The sequence below is a fragment of the Streptomyces sp. G-G2 genome (genome assembly GCF_030063135.1).
Taxonomy (GTDB): domain Bacteria; phylum Actinomycetota; class Actinomycetes; order Streptomycetales; family Streptomycetaceae; genus Streptomyces.
In genome coordinates this window covers 125,173-145,167 of record NZ_JASISO010000003.1, presented here as the reverse complement: position 1 = coordinate 145,167, position 19,995 = coordinate 125,173, and the positions used below count along the sequence as shown (strand labels likewise).

17 protein-coding genes, 1 tRNA gene and 1 riboswitch are annotated in these 19,995 nt (G+C 72.8%); of the genes, 11 read left to right on the top strand and 7 right to left on the bottom strand.

Going from position 1 to position 19,995, the window contains the following annotated elements:
- Window positions 1-16: 16 nt before the first annotated feature.
- Window positions 17-766 (top strand): carbohydrate ABC transporter permease, encoded by a 750-nt coding sequence (locus QMF80_RS03705; RefSeq protein ID WP_502962765.1) that lies wholly within the window; start codon window positions 17-19, stop codon window positions 764-766.
- Between the two features lie 26 nt (window positions 767-792).
- On the top strand, window positions 793-1,782 hold the full coding sequence (locus QMF80_RS03700) for a hydroxyacid dehydrogenase (protein WP_283449594.1): 990 nt from the start codon (window positions 793-795) through the stop codon (window positions 1,780-1,782).
- On the opposite strand, the gene QMF80_RS03695 is transcribed toward QMF80_RS03700, so the two are convergent.
- Both QMF80_RS03695 and QMF80_RS03690 read right to left on the bottom strand, forming a co-directional pair.
- Entirely contained in the window at window positions 1,770-2,579 is an 810-nt protein-coding gene (locus QMF80_RS03695; RefSeq protein ID WP_283449396.1) for a sugar phosphate isomerase/epimerase family protein, read from the bottom strand. The two genes, QMF80_RS03700 and QMF80_RS03695, sit on opposite strands and share 13 nt — an antisense overlap.
- Entirely contained in the window at window positions 2,576-3,652 is a 1,077-nt protein-coding gene (locus QMF80_RS03690; RefSeq protein WP_283449395.1) for a LacI family DNA-binding transcriptional regulator, read from the bottom strand. The genes QMF80_RS03695 and QMF80_RS03690 overlap by 4 nt, the downstream gene beginning before the upstream one ends.
- 184 nt (window positions 3,653-3,836) lie before the next feature.
- Here QMF80_RS03690 and QMF80_RS03685 point away from each other — a divergent pair, with 184 nt between their 5' ends.
- The 6 genes from QMF80_RS03685 to QMF80_RS03660 all read left to right on the top strand — a co-directional run bounded on the left by QMF80_RS03685 (window position 3,837) and on the right by QMF80_RS03660 (window position 11,660).
- Window positions 3,837-4,988: a Gfo/Idh/MocA family protein gene (locus QMF80_RS03685; protein ID WP_283449394.1), complete on the top strand. Its 1,152-nt coding sequence runs from the start codon at window positions 3,837-3,839 to the stop codon at window positions 4,986-4,988.
- A complete protein-coding gene (locus QMF80_RS03680) occupies window positions 4,985-6,139 on the top strand; it encodes a dihydrodipicolinate synthase family protein (protein WP_283449393.1) in 1,155 nt (384 codons plus the stop codon). The genes QMF80_RS03685 and QMF80_RS03680 overlap by 4 nt, the downstream gene beginning before the upstream one ends.
- Window positions 6,136-6,969 (top strand): sugar phosphate isomerase/epimerase family protein, encoded by an 834-nt coding sequence (locus tag QMF80_RS03675; RefSeq protein ID WP_283449391.1) that lies wholly within the window; start codon window positions 6,136-6,138, stop codon window positions 6,967-6,969. The genes QMF80_RS03680 and QMF80_RS03675 overlap by 4 nt, the downstream gene beginning before the upstream one ends.
- Window positions 6,970-7,002: 33 nt before the next feature.
- Window positions 7,003-9,396: a polysaccharide lyase 8 family protein gene (locus tag QMF80_RS03670; RefSeq protein ID WP_283449390.1), complete on the top strand. Its 2,394-nt coding sequence runs from the start codon at window positions 7,003-7,005 to the stop codon at window positions 9,394-9,396.
- A 61-nt stretch (window positions 9,397-9,457) separates the two neighbouring features.
- Window positions 9,458-11,092, top strand: a complete 1,635-nt coding sequence (locus QMF80_RS03665) for a N,N-dimethylformamidase beta subunit family domain-containing protein (protein ID WP_283449389.1) — start codon at window positions 9,458-9,460, stop codon at window positions 11,090-11,092.
- A 121-nt stretch (window positions 11,093-11,213) separates the two neighbouring features.
- Window positions 11,214-11,660, top strand: coding sequence for a VOC family protein (locus tag QMF80_RS03660; protein ID WP_283449388.1), 447 nt, complete (start codon window positions 11,214-11,216; stop codon window positions 11,658-11,660).
- Here the strand turns inward: QMF80_RS03660 and QMF80_RS03655 are convergent.
- The 5 genes from QMF80_RS03655 to QMF80_RS03635 form a co-directional block, all read right to left on the bottom strand.
- Window positions 11,648-12,439, bottom strand: a complete 792-nt coding sequence (locus QMF80_RS03655) for an ABC transporter ATP-binding protein (RefSeq protein ID WP_283449387.1) — start codon at window positions 12,437-12,439, stop codon at window positions 11,648-11,650. The genes QMF80_RS03660 and QMF80_RS03655 overlap by 13 nt on opposite strands.
- On the bottom strand, window positions 12,436-13,464 hold the full coding sequence (locus QMF80_RS03650; RefSeq protein ID WP_283449386.1) for a FecCD family ABC transporter permease: 1,029 nt from the start codon (window positions 13,462-13,464) through the stop codon (window positions 12,436-12,438). Before QMF80_RS03650 ends, QMF80_RS03655 begins: the two co-directional genes overlap by 4 nt.
- A complete protein-coding gene (locus QMF80_RS03645; RefSeq protein ID WP_283449385.1) occupies window positions 13,461-14,474 on the bottom strand; it encodes an ABC transporter substrate-binding protein in 1,014 nt (337 codons plus the stop codon). Before QMF80_RS03645 ends, QMF80_RS03650 begins: the two co-directional genes overlap by 4 nt.
- Window positions 14,475-14,519: 45 nt before the next feature.
- Window positions 14,520-14,647: riboswitch (cobalamin riboswitch) on the bottom strand.
- Between the two features lie 326 nt (window positions 14,648-14,973).
- A tRNA-Trp gene (locus QMF80_RS03640) sits at window positions 14,974-15,046 on the bottom strand.
- 58 nt (window positions 15,047-15,104) lie between these two features.
- Window positions 15,105-15,236, bottom strand: a complete 132-nt coding sequence (locus tag QMF80_RS03635) for a hypothetical protein (protein WP_283449384.1) — start codon at window positions 15,234-15,236, stop codon at window positions 15,105-15,107.
- 1,232 nt (window positions 15,237-16,468) lie between these two features.
- Between QMF80_RS03635 and QMF80_RS03630 the strand changes: the two genes are divergently transcribed.
- From QMF80_RS03630 to QMF80_RS03620, 3 genes are all read left to right on the top strand, one after another.
- Window positions 16,469-16,981: a hypothetical protein gene (locus QMF80_RS03630; RefSeq protein WP_283449383.1), complete on the top strand. Its 513-nt coding sequence runs from the start codon at window positions 16,469-16,471 to the stop codon at window positions 16,979-16,981.
- 219 nt (window positions 16,982-17,200) lie between these two features.
- Complete coding sequence (locus tag QMF80_RS03625; RefSeq protein WP_283449382.1) at window positions 17,201-18,535, top strand: glycoside hydrolase family 18 protein; 1,335 nt, start codon at window positions 17,201-17,203, stop codon at window positions 18,533-18,535.
- Window positions 18,536-18,569: 34 nt separating this feature from the next.
- On the top strand, window positions 18,570-19,751 hold the full coding sequence (locus tag QMF80_RS03620) for a serpin family protein (protein ID WP_283449381.1): 1,182 nt from the start codon (window positions 18,570-18,572) through the stop codon (window positions 19,749-19,751).
- Window positions 19,752-19,995 lie beyond the last annotated feature (244 nt).

The following is a 19,995-nucleotide window of genomic DNA, read 5'->3' as shown; positions in this document are numbered from 1 at the left end:
GCTCGCCTGGCTGGTCATGGCCGCGACCAAGGACCGGCGCGACCTCTTCGCCACCGACCCCTACTCCTTCGGCGACTTCAACCTCCTCGCCAACCTCCGCGACCTCTTCGCCTACAACGACGGCATCTTCGGCCGCTGGCTGGGCAACAGCCTCCTCTACACCGTCTTCGGATCCGCCCTCTCCGCCCTGATCAGCGTCGCCTGCGGATATGCCTTCCACGCTTACGACTTCCGGCACAAGGAACGCTTCTTCGGCGTCGTACTCGCCGGTGTCCTGGTCCCCGCGACCGTCATCCAACTCCCCCTGTACCTGATGGCCTCGGCCGCCGGAGCCGTCAACACCTACTGGGCGTACCTGGTGCCCGCCCTCGTCAACCCCTTCGGGGTCTACCTGGCCCGGGTGTTCGCCGAGGGGTACGTGCCCGACGAGGTGCTCGCCGCCGCCCGAATGGACGGTGCGAGTGAACTGCGCGTGTTCACCCACGTGTCGTTCCCGATGCTCCGGCCCGGCTTTGTGACCATCTTCCTGTTCACCTTCACCGCCATCTGGAACAACTTCTACGGCGCACTCACCATGCTGAACGACGAGCGTCTCTACCCGGTCAGCCTGGGCCTGTTCATGTGGAATCGCAGCGTCTATCAGCAGCCCGAGTTGTACCCCCTTCTCATCACCGGTTCGCTCGTCGCCGTCGTACCGCTGGTGCTGGCCTTCCTCAGCCTCCAGCGCTTCTGGCGCTCGGGTCTCACCGCGGGAGCCGTCAAGTGACCCACCGTCCCGTCACCCTGCTCGCCATGAGCCCGGGCACGCGCGCCGCCGTACTGGGCGACCCGGACACCCTGTCCGAACTCCACCGCGTCGCCGACGTGGACCCCGCCCTCCTCCTCTCCGACTCCCAGGACCTCGCCGCCTTCCCCGTGGACCGGCTGGGCGAGACCGAGGTGCTGTTCACCGGCTGGGGCTGTCCAGCGCTGGACGCGGTCGCGCTGGACCGGATGCCCCGGCTCCGCGCCGTGGTCCACGCGGCGGGCAGTGTCAAACACCATGTGACCGAAGCCTGCTGGGACCGCGGTCTGCTGGTGTCCAGCGCCGCCGGTGCCAACGCGGTCCCCGTCGCCGAGTACACGCTGGCCGCGATCCTCTTCGCCAACAAGAGGGTCCTGGAAGCAGCCCACTTGTACCGGTCCACCCGGGGGCCGATCGACCTGCTGAGCCGATACCCGGCCATCGGCAACTACCGGCGTACGGTCGGGCTGATCGGTGCGTCGCTGATCGGGCGGCGGGTGCTGGAGCTGCTCCGCCCCTTCGATCTGCGGGTGCTCGTCCACGACCCGTACGCCGACGCGGCCGAACTGGAGGCGCTGGGCGCCGAGGCCGTCGACCTGGACGAACTCCTTTCCCGTAGCGATGTGGTCAGCCTGCACGCCCCCTCCCTCCCCCAGACCCGGCACCTGCTCAACGCGGCCCGGCTCGCCCTGATGCGGGACGGCGCCACGCTCGTCAACACCGCCCGCGGCGCGCTGGTGGACACCGCCGCGCTGACCGGGGAACTGGTCTCCGGCCGACTGCACGCCGTGCTCGATCACACCGAACCCGAGGTGCTGCCCTCCGCCTCGCCGCTGTTCGACCTGCCGAACGTCCTGCTCACCCCTCATGTGGCCGGGTCCCTGGGCGGCGAGCTGGACCGCCTGGCGGCGACGGCCGTCGAGGAGCTGGAGCGCTACGCCCTGGGGCTCGGCTTCCGCTACGCCGTCGATCCGGGACGACTCGCCTACTCGGCCTGATCCGCCTCCTTCCGCACCGATCGCACCAGCCCCGCCAGGTACTCCCGGCCCGCCTCCAGCTGGCCGGGCAGTTCCTCGGCGCCGGGGTACCAGCGTCTCTCGTACTCCCAGCAGAGCCAGCCCCCGGGCGGCGCGGCGGCCACCGCGTCCGCGAGCGGCAGCGCTCCGGCTCCCAGCCCCAACGGGGTCAGGTCCTGGGCCGATGCCACGTCCTTCACCTGGAGGTAGCCGAGGTGTTCACCCAGTACCCACCGGGAGCGCGCCGGGCTCTCCCCGCCGAGCCAGGTGTGCAATACGTCCCACAGCGCTCCCGCCCCCGGATGGGCGACCCGGTCCAGCACCCTGGCGGCGGCGGCCGCGGTGCGGTGCGAATCATGGGTCTCCAACAGGATCCGGACGCCCTCGCGCGCGGCGAGCGGCGCGATGTGGGTGAGCCGCCGGACCGCGGTCGCGTCGGCTTCGGCGGTCGGCAGACCGCCGCCCCCGGGAAACACGCGGACGTAGGGGGCGCCGAGGTCTGCGGCGAGGGCGGTGAGCGCCCGGAGTTCGGCGAGGACGGGCTCGTCCGGACCCGTGGCCGCGACCTGGGCGTAACCCGCGACCGCGAGGATCCCGACCCCGGCGGCGGTGAAGGTACGGACAGCGGCGGCCCGGTCGCCGGCCGGTATCCCCGGATGGACGGGTTCCTCGGGGTGGGCGCGCAGTTCCACCGCGTCGTATCCGTGGGTGGCGGCCAGGGCCGCGGCCTCGGCGAGGGTGGCGCCGGGCAGGCCGAGGGTGGAGAAGGCGTACCTCATGACGGACTCGCGGTGGGCGGGGGCGCGGTGGAACCGCGCACCATCAGCTCGGTGGGCAGGGTGGTGATGCCCCCGGGCGGGAGCATTCTGCGGCGGGTGACCAACTGGGCGGCGAGTACGCCCGCTTCCCGCAGCGGCACGCGCACGGTGGTGAGGGCGGGCGCGGTGTCCACACAGAAAGGGAGGTCGTCGAAGCCCGCGACGGAGACGTCCTGTGGAATGCGTATGCCCTCTTCCCGCAGGGCCGCGGCGACTCCGGTGGCCACCGTGTCGTTGGCGGCGACCACCGCGGTGAAGGACGCGCCGCGGCGCAGCAGTTCGCGGGTGGCGTCATAGCCCGCGGCCCGGTCGAAGCTCGCGTGGACGGTCAGGGGTGCGCAGGCTTCGGGCAGGAAAGGATCCCGCTCCCGCAGCGCGGCGCGGTGCCCGGCGAGGCGCTCCCGGGTGGTGCTCAGTCCGGGCGGCCCGGCGACGTAGGCGATCCGGCGGTGCCCCAGGCTGAGGAGGTGTTCCGCGAGGCGGAAGGAACCTCCTCGGTCGTCGAACATGACGGTGGCGACGGGGAGTCCGGCCGGTACCGCCAGGGGAGGGCGCCCGCAGAGCACCACCGGCGCCCCGGTACCGGCGATCCGGGTGACGCGGGCGGTGAGCGCGGCCGTGTGGGCCGGGTCCTCGGCCGCCCCCCCGGTCAGCACGACTCCGCCCGCCCGCTGGCCTTCGAGCAGGGTCAGATAGGCGAGCTCGGTGGCGGGTTCGCCCTGGGTGTTGCAGACCACGGCGAGCCGGCCGCCCCCGTGGTGGCCGTTCTCCGGGCCGAGGGCGCTCTGCAGGGAACCCGCGAGGATCCCGAAGAAGCTGTCGGCCACGTCGTGGACGAGGACACCGACCAGGTCGGAGGTGGCGGCCGCGAGAGCGCGGGCGGGGCCGTTGGCGACGTACCCCAGCTCCTCGATCGCCCGCTCGACGCGGGTCCGGGTGCCCCCGGCCACCGGGTAGCCGCCATTGAGTACGCGCGAGACCGTCGCGGGCGACACGCCCGCGTGTCCCGCGACCTCTGCGAGAGTCACCGCCATCATTCCGCCCCTTCCGGTGTGCCCGGGTCATCGTCTCATCCGGGTGTGGATCTCCATCCTCGCAAATTTAGAAAGCGCTTTCTATCACCCGAAAGAGTCTTGTCACCGATCCTTCTCCCGTCCTAGCCTGATGACAGTGAAAGCGCTTTCTATCGAGCGTCCGACCACGGAGAAGGAGGTCAGCATGGAACGCAGGACGGTCAAGATCGCCATGAACGGCGTGACGGGACGGATGGGGTACCGCCAGCATCTGGTCCGCTCCCTGCTCGCCCTGCGCGAGCAGGGAGGCCTGGACCTCGGCGACGGCACCGTGCTGTGGCCGGAGCCGGTCCTGGTGGGCCGCCGGGAAGCGGCGCTCCGGTCCATCGCCGAGCGGCACGGCCTGCGGCACGTCAGTACGGATCTCGCGGCCGTCCTCGCCGACCCGGAAGTGGAGATCTACTTCGACGCCCAGGTGACCAGCGCCCGCGAGACGGCGGTCCGCCAGGCCATCGAGGCGGGCAAGCACGTCTACTGCGAGAAGCCGACAGCGATGAGCTTCGCGTCCTCGCTGGAACTGGCCCGGCTCGCGGCCGCCGCCGGGGTCAAGCACGGTGTGGTCCAGGACAAGCTGTTCCTGCCGGGCCTGCTGAAGCTGAAGCGGCTGATCGACGGCGGGTTCTTCGGCGAGATCCTCTCGGTGCGGGGCGAGTTCGGCTACTGGGTCTTCGAAGGGGACTGGCAGCCCGCGCAGCGGCCCTCCTGGAACTACCGTTCGCAGGACGGCGGCGGGATCGTGGCGGACATGTTCCCCCACTGGGAGTACCTGCTGCACGAACTGTTCGGTCAGGTCCGCTCGGTGCAGGCGCTCACCCGCACGCACATCGGCCGCCGCTGGGACGAGGACGGCACACCCTACGAGGCCACCGCCGACGACGCCGCGTACGGGATCTTCGAGCTGGAGGGCGGCGCGGTCGCCCAGATCAACTCCTCGTGGGCGGTGCGGGTCCACCGGGACGAGCTGGTGGAGTTCCAGGTCGACGGGACGCACGGTTCGGCGGTCGCGGGCCTGCGCGGCTGCCGCGTCCAGCACCGCGCGGCGACTCCCAAGCCGGTCTGGAACCCGGACCTGCCCCAGAGCGAACCGTTCCGGGCCCAGTGGCAGGAGGTCCCGGACAACACGTCCTGGGGCAACGGCTTCAAGACCCAGTGGGAGCTGTTCCTGCGGCACGTCGTGCGGGACGAGCCCTGGCCGTGGGACCTGCTGGCCGGGGCGCGCGGGGTGCAGCTGGCCGACCTCGGCCTGCGTTCGTCGGCGGAGGGGCGGCGCCTGCCCGTTCCGGAGGTGGCGCTGTGAGCATCAGGCTTCCTTCCGCGGACGGCGGGCTCCGGATCCATCATCCGTGCACCGATCCGCTGCCGCCACTGAACTTCCCCCCGGCCCGCAGTCGTAGCTTCTACGCCGCCGCGCATGTGGTCGCCGATCCGCTGGCCGCCTCGGCCGACGCCGCCGCGGTGGTCGACTGGGACACCACGCTCTCGTTCCGCCACCGCCTGTGGGCCCAGGGGCTGGGGGTGGCCGAGGCCATGGACACGGCCCAGCGCGGGATGGGGCTGGACTGGCCGACCGCGGCCGAGCTGATCCGCCGGTCCGCCGCCGACGCCCTGGCGACGGGCGGCCGGATCGTCTGCGGGGCGGGTACCGACCAGCTCCCGTCCGGCCCCCAGGCCCTCGCCGTGATCGCCGCCGCCTATGAGGAACAGCTGGCGCACGTCGAGGCGTGCGGAGCGCGGGCGGTCCTGCTGGCCTCACGTGCGCTGGCCGCCGCCGCGCGGGGTCCGGAGGACTATCTCGAGGTGTACGGAAGGCTGCTGCGACAGAGCGCACGGCCGGTCGTCCTGCACTGGCTGGGCCCCATGTTCGACCCAGAACTCAGTGGGTACTGGGGCCACCACGACCTGGATGACGCCACCGACGTCTTCTTGAAGATCGTGTCCAAGTATCCGGAGAAGGTCGACGGCATCAAGGTGTCGCTGCTGGACGCGGGGCGGGAGATCGACATCCGTCGGCGGCTGCCCGCCGGGGTGCGCTGCTACACCGGGGACGACTACCACTATCCGGAGCTGATCGCCGGGGACGGCGAGCACGCCAGCGACGCGCTGCTGGGCATCTTCGATCCGATCGCGCCGCTCGCGGCCCGGGCGGCGCAGGCCCTGGACCGCGGTGACCCGGCGGCCTTCCGGCAGGCGCTGGAACCGACGGTGGGGCTCTCGCGGCACCTCTTCGCGCCGCCGACCCGCTACTACAAGACGGGTGTGGTGTTCCTTGCCTGGCTGGCGGGCCATCAGGAGCACTTCACGATGGTGGGCGGCCTGCAGTCGGCGCGCTCGCTGCCGCATCTGGCGACCGCGTACGAACAGGCCGACCTGTTGGGCCTGTTGCCTGACCCTGAACGGGCCGAGCGCCGGATGAGACAGCTCCTCGCGGTCCACGGAGCGGCGTCGTGACGGGGGCACCGGCCCGGCTGAGCCTCAATCAGGAGACGGTCCGGCAGTGGTCCGTGCCCGAACTGGTGGCCGGGTGCGCGGCGGCCGGGGTGGCGGCGGTCGGGCTGTGGCGCGATCCGGTGCGGGCCTTCGGGGTGCGCAGGACGGCGAAGCTGGTCGCCGAGGCCGGGATCCGGGTCAGCTCCCTGTGCCGGGGCGGTTTCTTCACCGCCGCCGACCCGGCGGGGCGGGCGGCGGCGCTGGACGACAACCGCCGGGCCGTGGAGGAAGCGGCGGAGCTGGGCGCCGACACCCTCGTGCTGGTCTCGGGCGGGCTGCCCGACGGGGACCGGGACCTGATCGGGGCGCGGCGGCGGATCGTGGGGATCCTGGGCGAGCTGGCGCCGTGGGCGGCCGCGCACGGCGTACGTCTGGGCATCGAGCCGCTGCACCCGATGTTCGCCTCGGACCGCTGTGTGGTGTCCACCCTGGGCCAGGCACTGGACATCGCCGAGGAGTTCCCCGCCGATCAGGTGGGAGTGGTGGCCGACTCGTACCACCTGTGGTGGGACGAACGGCTCCCCACCCAGTTGCGCAGGGCCGGTGACGGCGGGCGGATCCTCTCCGTTCAAGTGGCGGACTGGGTCACCCCGCTCCCCGAGGGCGTGCTGCTCGGGCGGGGGCAGCTCGGCGACGGAAGCATCGACCTGCGGGGATTCCGGGAGCTGACCGACGCCGCGGGCTACCGGGGCCCGGTCGAGGTGGAGATCTTCCAGCCGGGCCTGTGGGCGCGGGACGGCGCCGAGGTGCTGCGGGAGGTGATCGAGCGCTATCGCGCACATGTCGGTTAGGGCGATCTTGGACCGGTTCGGAAGGAGTTGGCAATGACGGAAGTGTGGAGTCGGCGTACCTTTCTCTCCGCCGCGGGCGGGGGTGCGTTCCTGCTGGGGACACCCCCCGGGCGGGCGGCCGCCCAGGCGGCGGGGGACGTCCATGACGGCATGCGCGCCGTGTGGCGCGGCCTCGTGCTGGGCGGGGAACTGCCCACCGGCACGGAGCCGTTCCGGTCGCGGCTGGCCACGCTCGGAAAGACAGCCGGGGACTGGCGTGCCGCCATGGCCCCGGCCGACGGTTCCCTCTGGCCCGACCTGGGGTTCGCCACGGATCCCGAGATGCTGATGCAGAGCTACTACCGGCTGCGGACCATGGCCGAGGCATACGTCCGGCCCGGCACCGGGGTGAGCGCCGATCCCGTGCTGCGGTCGGCGCTGCTCACCGGGCTGGACCACCTCCACGCCCAGGCCTACCAAGCGGGCCGGACGCCGTACGGCAATTGGTACTGCTGGCAGATCGGTGCGCCGCAGGCACTGCTGGACCTGTGCGTGCTGCTGTACGGAGACCTGTCGGCGGAGCGGCTCGCCGCCTACTGCGAGGCAGTCGACCACTTCGTGCCGGATTCCGCGGTCACGTCCTACACCGGGACGAGTACGGGGGCGAACCGGGTGGACCTGTGCCGGGTGCTGGCCGTGCGCGGGGTGGTCGGCAAGCAGTCAGCCAAGATCGCCCTGGCCCGGGACGCGCTCGCGCCGGTCTTTCCCTACGTCACCTCGGGCGACGGCCTCTACCGGGACGGGTCGTTCATCCAGCACCTGTGGGTGCCGTATTCGGGGACGTACGGGGCGGTGCTGCTCGGCGGGCTGGGGATGCTGTCCGGGGTGTTGAAGGGGACGCCCTGGCAGCTCACCGATCCTGGGGCGCAGATCGTGTTCGACGCGGTGGAGAGGGCGTGGGCTCCGTTCCTCTTCAACGGTCTGATCATGGACTGCGTGTCGGGCCGGGCGATCAGCCGAGGCGTGGCCGCCGCGGACGTCCGGCAGCTGCGGCAGGACGACCACGCCCGGGGCCACGCCGTGCTCGCCGGGATACTGCTGCTCGGGGAGGGGGCGAGCAGTACCGAGCGGGCCCGCTGGCGGGCCCTGGTCAAGGGGTGGATGGCGCGGGACTACTACAGCCGTCCGCTCGCGGACGAGACGCTCACCCTGTCCTCCCTCGCCCGGCTCGCGGAGGTGGAAGCGGACCCGGCCGTCCCGGCCGCACCCGAGCCGGTCGGGCACCACCTGTTCGCCTCCATGGACCGGGCCACGCACCGGCGGCCGGGCTGGGCGGCCTCACTGGCCATGGCCTCCCGGCGGATCGCCCACTACGAGACCGGCAACGGAGAGAACCTGAAGGGCTGGCACACCGGCAGCGGGATGCTCTGCTGGTGGGCCGCCACCTCGGGGAACGGCCAGTACGCGGACGCGTTCTGGCCCACCGTCGACCCGTACCGGCTGCCCGGGACGACCGTCTCGCGCAAGGCCCTGGCCGATGGCGCGGGCGGTGACTGGGGGGCCTCGCGGCCGGACGCGGTGTGGGTGGGCGGCTCGACGGACGGGGAGTACGCCTCGGTGGGCCAGCACCTGAGGGGCCTGTCCAGCACGCTCACGGCCCGAAAGTCCTGGTTCTTCCTCGCCGACACCGTCGTGTGCCTCGGCGCCGGGATCCGGGCGACGGACGGTACCGCGGTCGAGACGGTCGTCGACAACCGCAATCTGGGCGCCACCGGAACGCACGCGCTGACCGTCGGCGGCGCGGCGCAGCCGACCGCCCTGGGCTGGTCGGCAGCCTTCCCCTCCCCCGGGTGGGCACATCTGGCGGGGTTCGGGGGGTACGTCATGTCGGGCGGCGGATCGTTCAAGGCCCTGCGGGAGCAGCGCACCGGGCGGTGGAGCGACATCAACCGGGGCGGGTCGAGCGCGGTGGTGACCCGGCGCTATGTGACGCTCTGGTACGACCACGGGACCGATCCCACCGCGGGTTCCCATGTCCACCAGATACTGCCCGGCGCCACGGCGGCGCAGACCGCGGCGCGGGCGGCCGACCCGGGCTGGCTGACCGTGCTGGCCAACTCGGAGGCGGCCCAGGGCGTGAGCGTCCCCTCGCTCGGATTCACCGGGGTCAACCTCTGGCAGGCCGGGACGGCAGGCGCCGTCGAGGGCGGCGGACCGTGCTCGGTGACCATCCGGGAGAGACCGGACGGGACGGCAACCCTCCACGTCTCCGATCCGTCCCGGACGCAAACCGCCCTGAACCTGGTGTGGCACCGGCCGGTCGCCGAGGTGCTGTCCCGGACCGCGGGGGTGAGCTCGGCCGTCCCCGGCTCGGCGCTGCGACTGGGGTTCGCCGACCTCACCTCGGCGGCGGGGGCGGGTCAGGAGGTGGTGGTGCGCCTGGGGTGACGCCGACAGGTCGCGACGCCCGGTAGGCGCTAGCCCAAACGGGTGACATAACGTGCCCTTCATGGATCAGGAGCACATAGCCGGGGACGGCGAAGGAGCGGGCAGGCGGCGGTTCCTCACCATCGCGACGGGCGCGGCGACCGTGGCGGGGCTCGGCGCCGTGGCCGGGTGCGCGGAGGGGACGGGGTCCGCCGACGGCGCGGGCGCGGGCCGCTCGCCGAGCGGTGGTCCGAAGCCTTCCGGGTCCGGCGCCTCCGACACGCCGTCCGGCCCGCGCGCCTTCGACGTCAAGGCCGAGAACGCGCGGCCCGGCCACGCCGACTGGGCCGTGACCAAGGCGGGGCCCGCCCGGGCGATCGAGGGGTTCGCGGACCGGGTGAGCGTGCTCCCGGGCGAGTCGTTCGGGCTCCATGTGTCGACGACCGCGCCCCGGTTCACCGTCTCCGCCTACCGGATGGGCTGGTACGGCGGGGCGCGGGCCCGGCTGGTGTGGCGTTCGCAGGCGATCACCGGTGCCCGCCAGCCCGAGGCCGCCGTGGAGCAGGGCACCCGGATGGTGCGGGCCCGGTGGGCGCGTACCACCACCGTCGACACCAAGGACTGGCCCGAGGGCAGCTACCTGATGCGCCTCGACGCACAGGGCGGCGAGGGGGGCCAGCGCTTCGTGCCGGTCACCGTACGGTCGGCGGCGACGAACGGCCGTACCGTCGTCGTCAACGCGGTGGCGACGTGGCAGGCGTACAACAAGTGGGGCGGTTACAGCAGTTACGACGGTCCGAGCGGTGGCTTCGGGACGCGTTCACTGTCGGTGACCTTCGACCGGCCGTACGAGTACGACGACGGCGCGGGCCTCTTCCTCGTCTACGAGGCTCCGCTGATCGCTCTGGCCGAACGCCTGGGCATCCCGCTCGCCTACACCACGACCACCGACGTGGCGCGGGAGAAGCGGCTGCTCGAGGGGGCCGTGGCGGTCGTGTCGCTCGGTCACGACGAGTACTGGTCGCCCGAGCAGCGCGCTCACATCACGGCCGCCCGCGACGCGGGGAGCAACATCGCGATACTCGGCGCGAACTGCTGCTACCGGCGGATCCGGCTGGAGGCGAGCGAGCTGGGCCCGGACCGTACGGTCGTCTGCTACAAGACGTCCTACGAGCAGGACCCGGGCTTCAAGCGCGGACACCCGGCGACCGTGGACTTCCGTACCGCCCCCGGGGCGGATCCGGAGAGTTCGCTGCTCGGCGTGATCTACGACGGCTATCCGGTGGACGCACCGTACGTGGTGACCAGCCCCGGGCACTGGCTCTTCGATGGCACGGGGGTCAAGACGACCGACCGCTTCCCGCACCTGGTCGGAGTGGAGTACGACAAGGTCAGCACCGGATTCCCGACCCCGCGGCCGATCGAGATACTGGCCCACTCCCCCGTGGTGTGCGAGGGGCGGCCCAGCCATCAGGACACCGCGTACTACACGGTCCCGAGCGGCGCCGGGGTCTTCGCCACGGGCACCATGCGGTGGGTGGAGGCCCTGGACGCCACCGGTGACGGGCACGGCGGAGGCAACCACGGGCTGGACGCGCGGGCGGGAGCGCTGACGACCCGGGTCACGGAGAACTTGCTGCGCGTGTTCGCGGCGGGCCCGGCGGGGCGGAGCCACCCGGCCCAGGACAACGTGAAGGCGGTATACGGCGGTTCGTGACGGATTCCGGTGGACCCGGACGGAACCGGCGCTTAGGATCACGCTCACGCCGTCGCGTGCCGGTCACCGTCCGGGTGAGGCATGGAGGTGGCCGTGAGATGCCTTGCGGAGGCATTCACCCATGTCAGTCGAGTTGAACCACACCATCATCTTCGCCCGTGACAGCCGGGAGTCGGCGGAGTTCCTGGCCCACATCCTGGGTCTCGACGTCGGAGCCGAGTGGGGCCCCTTCATCCCCGTCGCCACCGCCAACGGAGTCACGCTGGACTTCGCCACGCTGCCGACCGGAACCGTGGCCGCGCAGCACTACGCCTTCCTCATCTCCGAGGCCGAGTTCGACGCCTCCTTCGAGCGGATCCGGGCGGCGGGGATCACGTATTACGCCGATCCGTTCCGGAAGCGGCCCGGTGAGATCAACCGGAACGACGGCGGACGCGGACTCTACTTCCTGGACCCGTCCGGGCACGGGATGGAGATCATCACCCGGCCCTACGGCAGCGGCGAGGACCCGGAAGACGGTCAGGACGGGGAAAGCGGTCAGGACCCGGAGAGCGGTCAGGGAAGGTAGATGATGTTCGGCGCGCCCGTGGTCGGGTGGATCCCGACCCGGGTGCGTACGCCGTACACCGCCGCCAGCAGGTCCTCCGTCAGTACTTCGCCCGGCGTCCCGGACGCCACCGCGCGCCCGGCGTCCAGGACGTACAGCCGGTCGCAGAAGGAGGCCGCGAGGTTGAGGTCGTGGAGCACCAGCAGACAGGTGGCGGGGAGCCGCCGGACCAGGCCCAGGACCTCCAGTTGGTAGCGGATGTCCAAGTGGTTGGTCGGCTCGTCCAGGGCGAGCAGGCCCGGGTCCTGGACGAGGGCGCGGGCGATCAGCGCGCGCTGGCGTTCGCCGCCGGACAGTTCGTCGAAGCGGCGGACGGCCAGCGCGTCCGCGCCGACCGTCTCCAGCGCCTCGGCGACACGGCGCGCGTCGCGCGGCCCGTCCTGTTCCCAGAACCGCTTGTGCGGACTGCGCCCCATGGCCACCACCTCGCGCACGGTCAGCCCGAAGGTGCCGCCGGCGTCCTGCGGTACGACCGCCATCCGCCGGGCCCGTTCCTTGACACCCAGTGAGGCCGCGTCCACGCCGTCCAGCAGCACCCGTCCCGCGGTGGGCCGCAGAGTGCCGTAGACGCAGCGCAGCAAGGTGGTCTTGCCGCTGCCGTTCGGACCGACCACACCGACCGTCTCGCCGGGGCGGGCGGTGAGGTCGACGCCGTGCAGCAGGGTGCTCCCGTCGACCTCGTAACGTACGGCCTCGGCCCGCAGTTCCACCGGCGCGGCCCCTGCCGGCCCGGGGTTCATCCGGTCACCCCCTCGGTGCGTGTGGACCGTCTGAGCATCCACAGGAAGAACGGTCCGCCGACCAGCGCGGTGACCACGCCGACAGGTATCTCCTCGGGTGCGGCGGCGGTACGGGCGGCCAGGTCGGCCAGGGTCAGGAACACGGCCCCGCCCAGTGCGGCCACCGGCAGCAGGGCCCGGTGTCCGGCGCCGACCACCATCCGGGCGGCATGGGGAACCATCAGCCCGACGAAGCCGATCGCCCCGCTGAACGCCACCAGTACGCCGATCACCAGGGAAGCGAGGACGAACACGGCGGCCCGGAAGCGGCCGGTGTCGAGCCCGAGGGTGCGCGCGTCCTCCTCCCCGGCGAGCAGCAGGTCCAGCGGCCGGGCGAGGGCCAGCAGCAGCCCGGTGCCGACGGCCAGCACGACGGCGGGCAGTGCCAGTTCGCCCCAGCGGGCCCCACCGAGGCCGCCGAGCGTCCAGAACAGGATGGAGCGGACCTGTTCGGCCCGCGCGGACAGCACCAGCACCAGACTGGTGAGCGCGGACAGGATGTACTGCACGGCGACCCCGGCCAGGATCAGCCGCCCGGTGGTCATCGTTCCGCCGCGCCGGGCCAGGGCGTACACCGTGACCAGGGCGCCGAGCGAGCCGGCGAACGCGGCGAGCGGCAGGGTGACGCTGGTCGCGATCCCGGCGCCGAGACCGAGCACGATGACGGCCACCGCGCCCGCCGAGGCCCCCGAGGACGCGCCGAGCAGGAAGGGGTCGGCGAGCTGATTGCGTACGAGGGCCTGCAGCACGGCGCCGGTCACGGCCAGCCCGGCTCCGACGACCGCCGCGAGCAGTACGCGCGGCATCCTGACGTCCCACACGATGGAGGCGAACGCGCCGGGGCGCGGACCGTCGAGGACGATGCCGAGCACGCGGCCGGGGGCGATCCGCACGGGCCCCAGGGCCAGCCCCGCGACCGCGCTCGCGAGGAGCGCGGCGGCGAGGAGGGCGAGGACGAGCGGGGTCCGGCGACGGTCCGCCCTCACGCGGCGTCGGGGTGCAACTGGCGGGCCAGGGAATCGACGGCGTCGGCCACGCGCACCCCGAGGACGGCCGAGGACAGCGGCAGGACCACGAACCGCCGGTCCCTGATCGCGGGAACCCGCGCCAGCGCCGGATCGTTCACCAGACGCTGCTTCTTGGCTTCGACGCTGGTCCCGCCGTAGTCGTAGATCAGTACGGTTTCGGGCTGCCGCTCGATGACCTTCTCCCAGGACACGTCCCCGAAGGTGTCCTTGAGGTCGGCGAAGACGTTCGTTCCCCCGGCGAGGGAGACGATCTCGTTGCCGATGCCGTTGCCGCCGGAGGTGAAGGCCGCGGCGTCGCCGGAGTCGTAGACGAAGACGGCCGGACGGGCCTTGTCCTTGACGCGGGTGGTGGCGGCGTCGATACGGCGCTGCTCGTCCTCGATGAGGCGTGCCCCGCGCTCGGGTACGCCGAAGGTACGGGCCACCTCGGTGATCTCGGTCTTGAGCTGGTCGAACCGGACCGGTCCGGGGGTGCAGTACTCCACACTGAGCCGGGTGGGGATGCCGCTCTTGCCCAGGCCCTCGCGGTCGCGGCCCTGTGCCTTGTCGAAGGCGCTGGAGTAACCGCCGTAGACGAAGTCGGGGTTGGCGCCGAGGAGCAGTTCCTTCGACGGGTACTCCTTCGCCAGCACCTTGACCTCGTCGTAGGCGGGTCGGTACGCGGGGAGGATCGCGTCGTCGAGGTAGGCGGTGCCCGCCATCCGGTCCTGGAGCCCGAGGGCGAGCAGGATCTCGGTGGCGTGCTGGTTCATGGCGACGGCGCGCCGGGGCGGGGCCTGGTACGTCGTGGTCACACCGCAGTTGGTCACGGTGTACGGGAACCCGGCGCCCCGGCCATCGGCCGGGGCGGCCGCCGCCGGGGTGCCGTCCCGGTCCGGGTCGGCACCCCCGCACGCGGCGAGGGGTATCAGGAGGCCGAGGGCGGCAAAGGGGGTGAGCGCGCGCAGGGCGGCGCGGAAACGCGGCATGGCGAAGCCTCTCCGGGGGATCCTCGTCCCCTGGTCGAACTGCGAATGAAGAGGCGGCGCTTCAGTGTCTGACTCCCGGGGCCCGCGAAGGCTCCGGTCACAGTGGCGGGACCGCACCGGATTCGCACCGGTTTCCTGGTTCGCGCCGCCTGGGGTGACCTGGCCCAGTCTGCCAGACCGTCCGTTCTCCTCCGGAATGCCCGTTCACGGGCCGTGGGCAGGAGGCGGCGCGTGGATGCGGAGAAACGGGGACGGCGCGGGCTCGCGGCCCGTTGTCAGTCAGTGGCAGAGCCACGACCACCGGAACCCGCTACGAGTATCAATGTCAGAGGTCGCGTCTAGCGTGGTCCTCGTCCCCATCGCGCTCGCTGGCTGCGGCGCTACTCGGACTCCGTCCGTCGGGCCCTTCGGGCACAGCGACCGACGGCGGACATGCGAATGCCCAGGGGGGAGAAGGCTCCCACCTGGGCATTCGACGGATCCTGCTGATCACACGAAGCAGGGGCGGCAGGACTCGAACCTACGACATTTGGTTTTGGAGACCAACGCTCTACCAACTGAGCTACGCCCCTTCGGCGGCACCAGTTTCGCACGGCGCGCGCCGATGATCCAACGACTTCCAGCATGTGGTCACCCGATGAGATCAGCGACGGGGTGTGCGGCTCGGGTCAGCGGCCAGGCCGTCAGCTCGCGCGCCCCGTCGGCGTCCTGGGCGACGGCGATGTCGAGCAGGGTCATGCCGTCGTGGCCGAACCGGTCCACGTCGGCTTTGTGGGCGGGGAGTTGACGGACCGTAGCCGGCCGCCCACCCTGGCGGGCACCCCCGCATGCGCCCCCGTATGCGCTCGGGACCCCTTCCGGTGCCGGTGGGTCCGGGGCGGCAAGGAATTCCTCGAGCCGGTCCGGGAAACCGAGCGCGGACGTGTCCTGGAATTCGGCGTGGGCGGCGTGGTCCAACAAGCGCCGATCGGCACGGCGCTGGCCGAAGGCCCGCGCGTCGGCGAGCGGGGTGCCGCCGCCGACGGACCCGCCCGGGGCGTGCGGCGCGGCGCCGCAGCCGACAAGGACGGTCGATCGCGTAGACGTCGCCGTCTGCCGGGGGCCCAGTTCTGCGGGGTCCCAGCGGAGAGCCCCACGAACCGGGCCGCCGGGTTGGCGAGCGCCCGGATGGCTTCGGGGCCGCGCGGCCGGTGCCCGGAGCAGGCCGTCTCCGGCGATGTGCGGCAGGCTCCGGCGCCCGCGGCGACCCCGGCCCTGACGAGGGTGACACGAGCCAGACCGGGGTGCCGGTCAGGGAGTTCCCGCCGCCGTGCGAGGGCACTGGCCCGGATGGCCGCGGTGACCGACGTGACCGACGTGACCGCCACGGTGAGTGGGTCCGCGGAGCGGAGCGCGCGCCCAGGGGCGCGGGAAGGGGCGGGAGTCCATGCGGGCACCAGCGGTGGCGACTTCGGGGGCGGAGGGGGTCCATCGGGTCCGGCCTTTCCTGCCGCGCCGTAGGCCCCCGCTTGGTCGCCGGGCGGGCGGTCGGACCGCCGCCGACCAGCTGGTCGGACGGTCCGTCGGTCGGTCGCCCGATCAGGCCGTCGGTCGGCGGTCGGGCCGTCGGCCAGCGGGGCTGTCGGTCCGTCGTCGTCGGCTGACCCGACCGGTCCGTCGATCGGCCGGTCCGTCCCAGATCAGGCCGTCGGCCGGATGAGGCCGTCGCCAGGTCAGGCCGTCGGCCGGTCAGCCCCGATCGGGCCGTGGGTCCCCGATCGGGCCGTGGGCCGTCGGTCGGCAGGTCGGGCCGTGGGTCGTCGGTCGGTCCGTCGGTCGGTAGGTCGGTAGGTCGGTAGGTCGGAGCGTCGCCCGATCAGACCGTCGCCCGGTCGGACCGGCGGTCGGGCGGGTAGGCGGCCGGCTAGCCAGGAGCAAGCCCACGGCCCGTGCGGGTGGCGGGGTCCGGGGCCGAGGGGATCGTGGAGGTGCCCCGCGCCCCAGGAGGTGGCCCCATGCGCCGTTTCCGGGCTCCGCTGGCCGCGCTCGTGCTGCTGGTCCCGGCCCTGTTCGGGGCGGGTCCCGGGGCCGCGGTCCCGGGGCCGTCCGGCTCGGGAGCGACCGGGGAGACCATCTCGCTGCGCGGCAACCTGCCCGGTGAGCTGCTCGACGTCACGCTGACCGACCTCACCGACCCCGCGGCCCCCCTCGGCGCGGGCTCCGCCGCGGATCCGGCCGACCGGCTCGTGGCGGTCGGCTTCCGCCTGCGGAACACCGGGACGGCCACCTACACCGACGCCCCGCGCGGCGGCTCGTACCTCCTCGGCCTCGACGGGACGCGCTACCGGGGCGTCGCCGTACCGACGACGGCCGGGGATCCCTTCCCGGACCCGCTGCCACTCCCGCCCGGGGCTTCCGCCGAAGGATCCGTCACCTTCGAACTGCCTCAGGACGCGCGGCTGTCGGCGGTGCAGTTCGCGTGGAACAGCGGGTCGGCCGACGACATCGGCCAGTGGAACCTCTCCTGATCTGATCCCTGATCCGGTCCCTGATCCGGTCCCTGATCTCGAGCAACTGATCCTCTCCCCTCACGCACGCCCTCTTGACCCACTCTGGTCCAGACCAATAGTTTCCGCATGCACGCCAGCACGACGCCCGGCGCCACACGCACCACACGCGCCGCACGCGTACGGCTCGCGCACAGCACGGCTCAGGAGCACCACTCCCCGCGTCCGCAAAGGAAGCCCATGCGCCGCAGCATGCTCGGCAGGATGGCCGTCGCCGCCTGCTCCTTCTCCCTCCTGGCGGCCTTCGCCCCCGCCGCCGGAGCGACCACCGTCCACGCCGACGGCGATCTCGGCCACGGGCGCACGTACAACCGTGTCGGCTATTTCACCCAATGGGGCGTCTACGGGCGCGACTTCCAGGTCAAGAACCTCGAGACCAGCGGCACCGCCGCCAAACTCACCCACATCAACTACGCGTTCGGCAACATCGGCGCGGACGGAAAGTGCTTCACCGGCAACGTTCCCGGCGAGGCGGACGCCTGGGCCGACTACGCCCGGCCGCTCGACGCCGCGGGTTCGGTCGACGGCGCGGCCGACACCCGGGACCAGCCGCTCGCCGGGAACTTCAACCAGCTGCGCGAGCTGAAGGCCAAGCACCCGGTACTCAAGGCCCAGATATCGCTGGGCGGTTGGAGCTGGTCGACGTATTTCTCGGACGCCGCCCGCACCCCCGCCTCGCGCGAGGCGCTCGTCCGGTCCTGCATCGACCTCTACATCAAGGGCAACCTGCCCCAGGACGGCACGCGCGGTGGCGCCGGTGCCGCCGCCGGCCTCTTCGACGGCATCGACCTCGACTGGGAGTGGCCCGGTTCGGCCGGGGACACCGACACCACGCACCGGCCGGAGGACAAGCGCAACTTCGCGGCGCTGGTCCGGGAGTTCCGTACCCAGCTCGACGCCTACGGCCGCACCCAGAAGAAGAAGTACCAGCTGACGGCCTTCGTCCCGACCGCCCCGGCCAAGATCGACGCGGGCTTCGACGTCCCCAGGATCATGCGGGACCTCGACTTCGTCACGCTCCAGGGTTACGACTTCCACGTGTCCGGCGAGAAGACCACGGCCCAGCAGTCCGCCCTGTACGCACGGGGTGACTTCAGCGTCGACGGCACCGTGGACGCCTGGCTGCGGCGCGGGGCCCCAGCGGGCAAGCTCGTGATGGGCATGCCGTTCTACGGCCAGGGCTGGACCGGGGTCAGCGGCGGCGGGGACGGTATGGGCCGCCCAGCGACGGGCCCGGCGCCCGCGACCTGGTCCGCCGGGTACGAGGACTACAAGGCGCTGAAGGCACTGGCCGGTTCGGGCGCGTACACCCTCCACCGGGACCGCCGCGCGGGCAGCGCCTGGCTGTTCGACGGCGCCACCCTGTGGACGTACGACGATCCGCAGGTGCTGCGCACGAAGTCGGCGTACATCCGTGAACGCGGCCTGGGCGGCGCGATGTTCTGGTCCCTGGACGGGGACACCGCCGACGGTGAACTGATCACGGCGGTGGACCGGGGCCTGCGCGGCCGCTGAGCCACCGGAGAAGACCGGCCCGTACCCTCGCCGCATGAGGAATTCGACGGTACGCGCGGTCAACCGGCTCACCGGGCTCTGGGCCGGGGCCGTGCGCCCCGGCCCGGAGGGCACGGTGTTCACCGCGGCCGGGGTCTGGCCGCTGCTGGCCCTGCTCGCGGACGGCGCCGACGGGCCCGCCCGGGCGGAACTCGCCCTGGCCCTCGGCATACCCGCCGACCACGCGGCCGAGGCCGGGCGCGAACTGCTGGCCTGGATCGGCCCGATCCAGGGTCTGGAGGCGGCGACCGGCCTGTGGACCCGGGCCGGGCTGCCCCTGGAGGAGCCCTGGGTCTCCCGGCTGCCGGAAGCCGCCCGGGGCACGCTGACCGGAGACCCGGACACGGACCGGCATGTGCTCGACGGGTGGGCGGCGCGGCACACGCGCGGGCTGATCGAACACATGCCGGTGACGGTGACGCCCGAGGCGCTCATGGTCCTGGCCTCGGCGCTGGGGCTGCGGGTGGACTGGCAGCAGCCCTTCGCCGCGTATCCGGTCCGCCTGCGGCAAGGCCCCTGGTCCGGTCGGACGGTGGCCGCGCTGTCCCGGCACACCACCCTCGTGGACCAGGCCCGGGTGGCTTCGGCCCCCTCCGGTCCGCTCACCCTGCTGGAGGTGGCGGGCAAGGAATCCGTCGACGTGCACCTGCTGCTCGGCGGTCCGGACGCCACGCCCGGCGAGGTGCTGGGCGCGGGCATCGGCGCCGTCACCGGGGACCTCGCCTCCGTGGGCATCGGCGCGCTGCCCGAGGGGCAGCCCGGTCCTGGCCTCACCGTCCGCACGGTGGAGTCGGCGGCGCCGACGTCCGTCCTCGCCGTCCGTACGGTGGCCTTCGACGTCCGCGCCGAGCACGATCTCCTCGAAGAGGCGCGGCTGTTCGGGCTGGAGACCGCGTCCGACGACTCCTCCGGCCACTTCCCGGGGATCAGCGCGGTCCCACTGGCCGTCGGCTCGGCGCGGCAGTCCGCGCTGGCCCGGTTCCACGCGAAGGGCTTCGAGGCGGCCGCCGTCACGGCCGTGGCCATGGCGGCCGGAAGCGCGCCGCCGCCGGCCTCGTACCGCGTGCGCTACGCCGAGGTCTCCTTCCAGCGGCCGTTCGGCTTCCTGGCCGTACACCGCTCCTCGCGGCTCGTCCTCGCGGCGGGCTGGGTGAACGAGCCGCTCGCCGCCGGGTGAGCGACGCGCCACCCCGTCGGCCGCGCGCCTGCCTGCCATCCGCTCGCCCCTCCATCCACCGCGCGCCACCCCGCCCCCAGGGCCGCCCCCTCCCTGAAAGCCGGTACCCGGCCGGTGCCCCCGCGCCCGGCCACGGAGAGGGACACGGCCGCCACGCCGCCGGCTCCCGGCGCCCCCCTGCGCCCCCCGCGCCCCCCGCGCACTTGTGCGAGTATCCGACCGCCGACAAGTGTTACGGCCGATA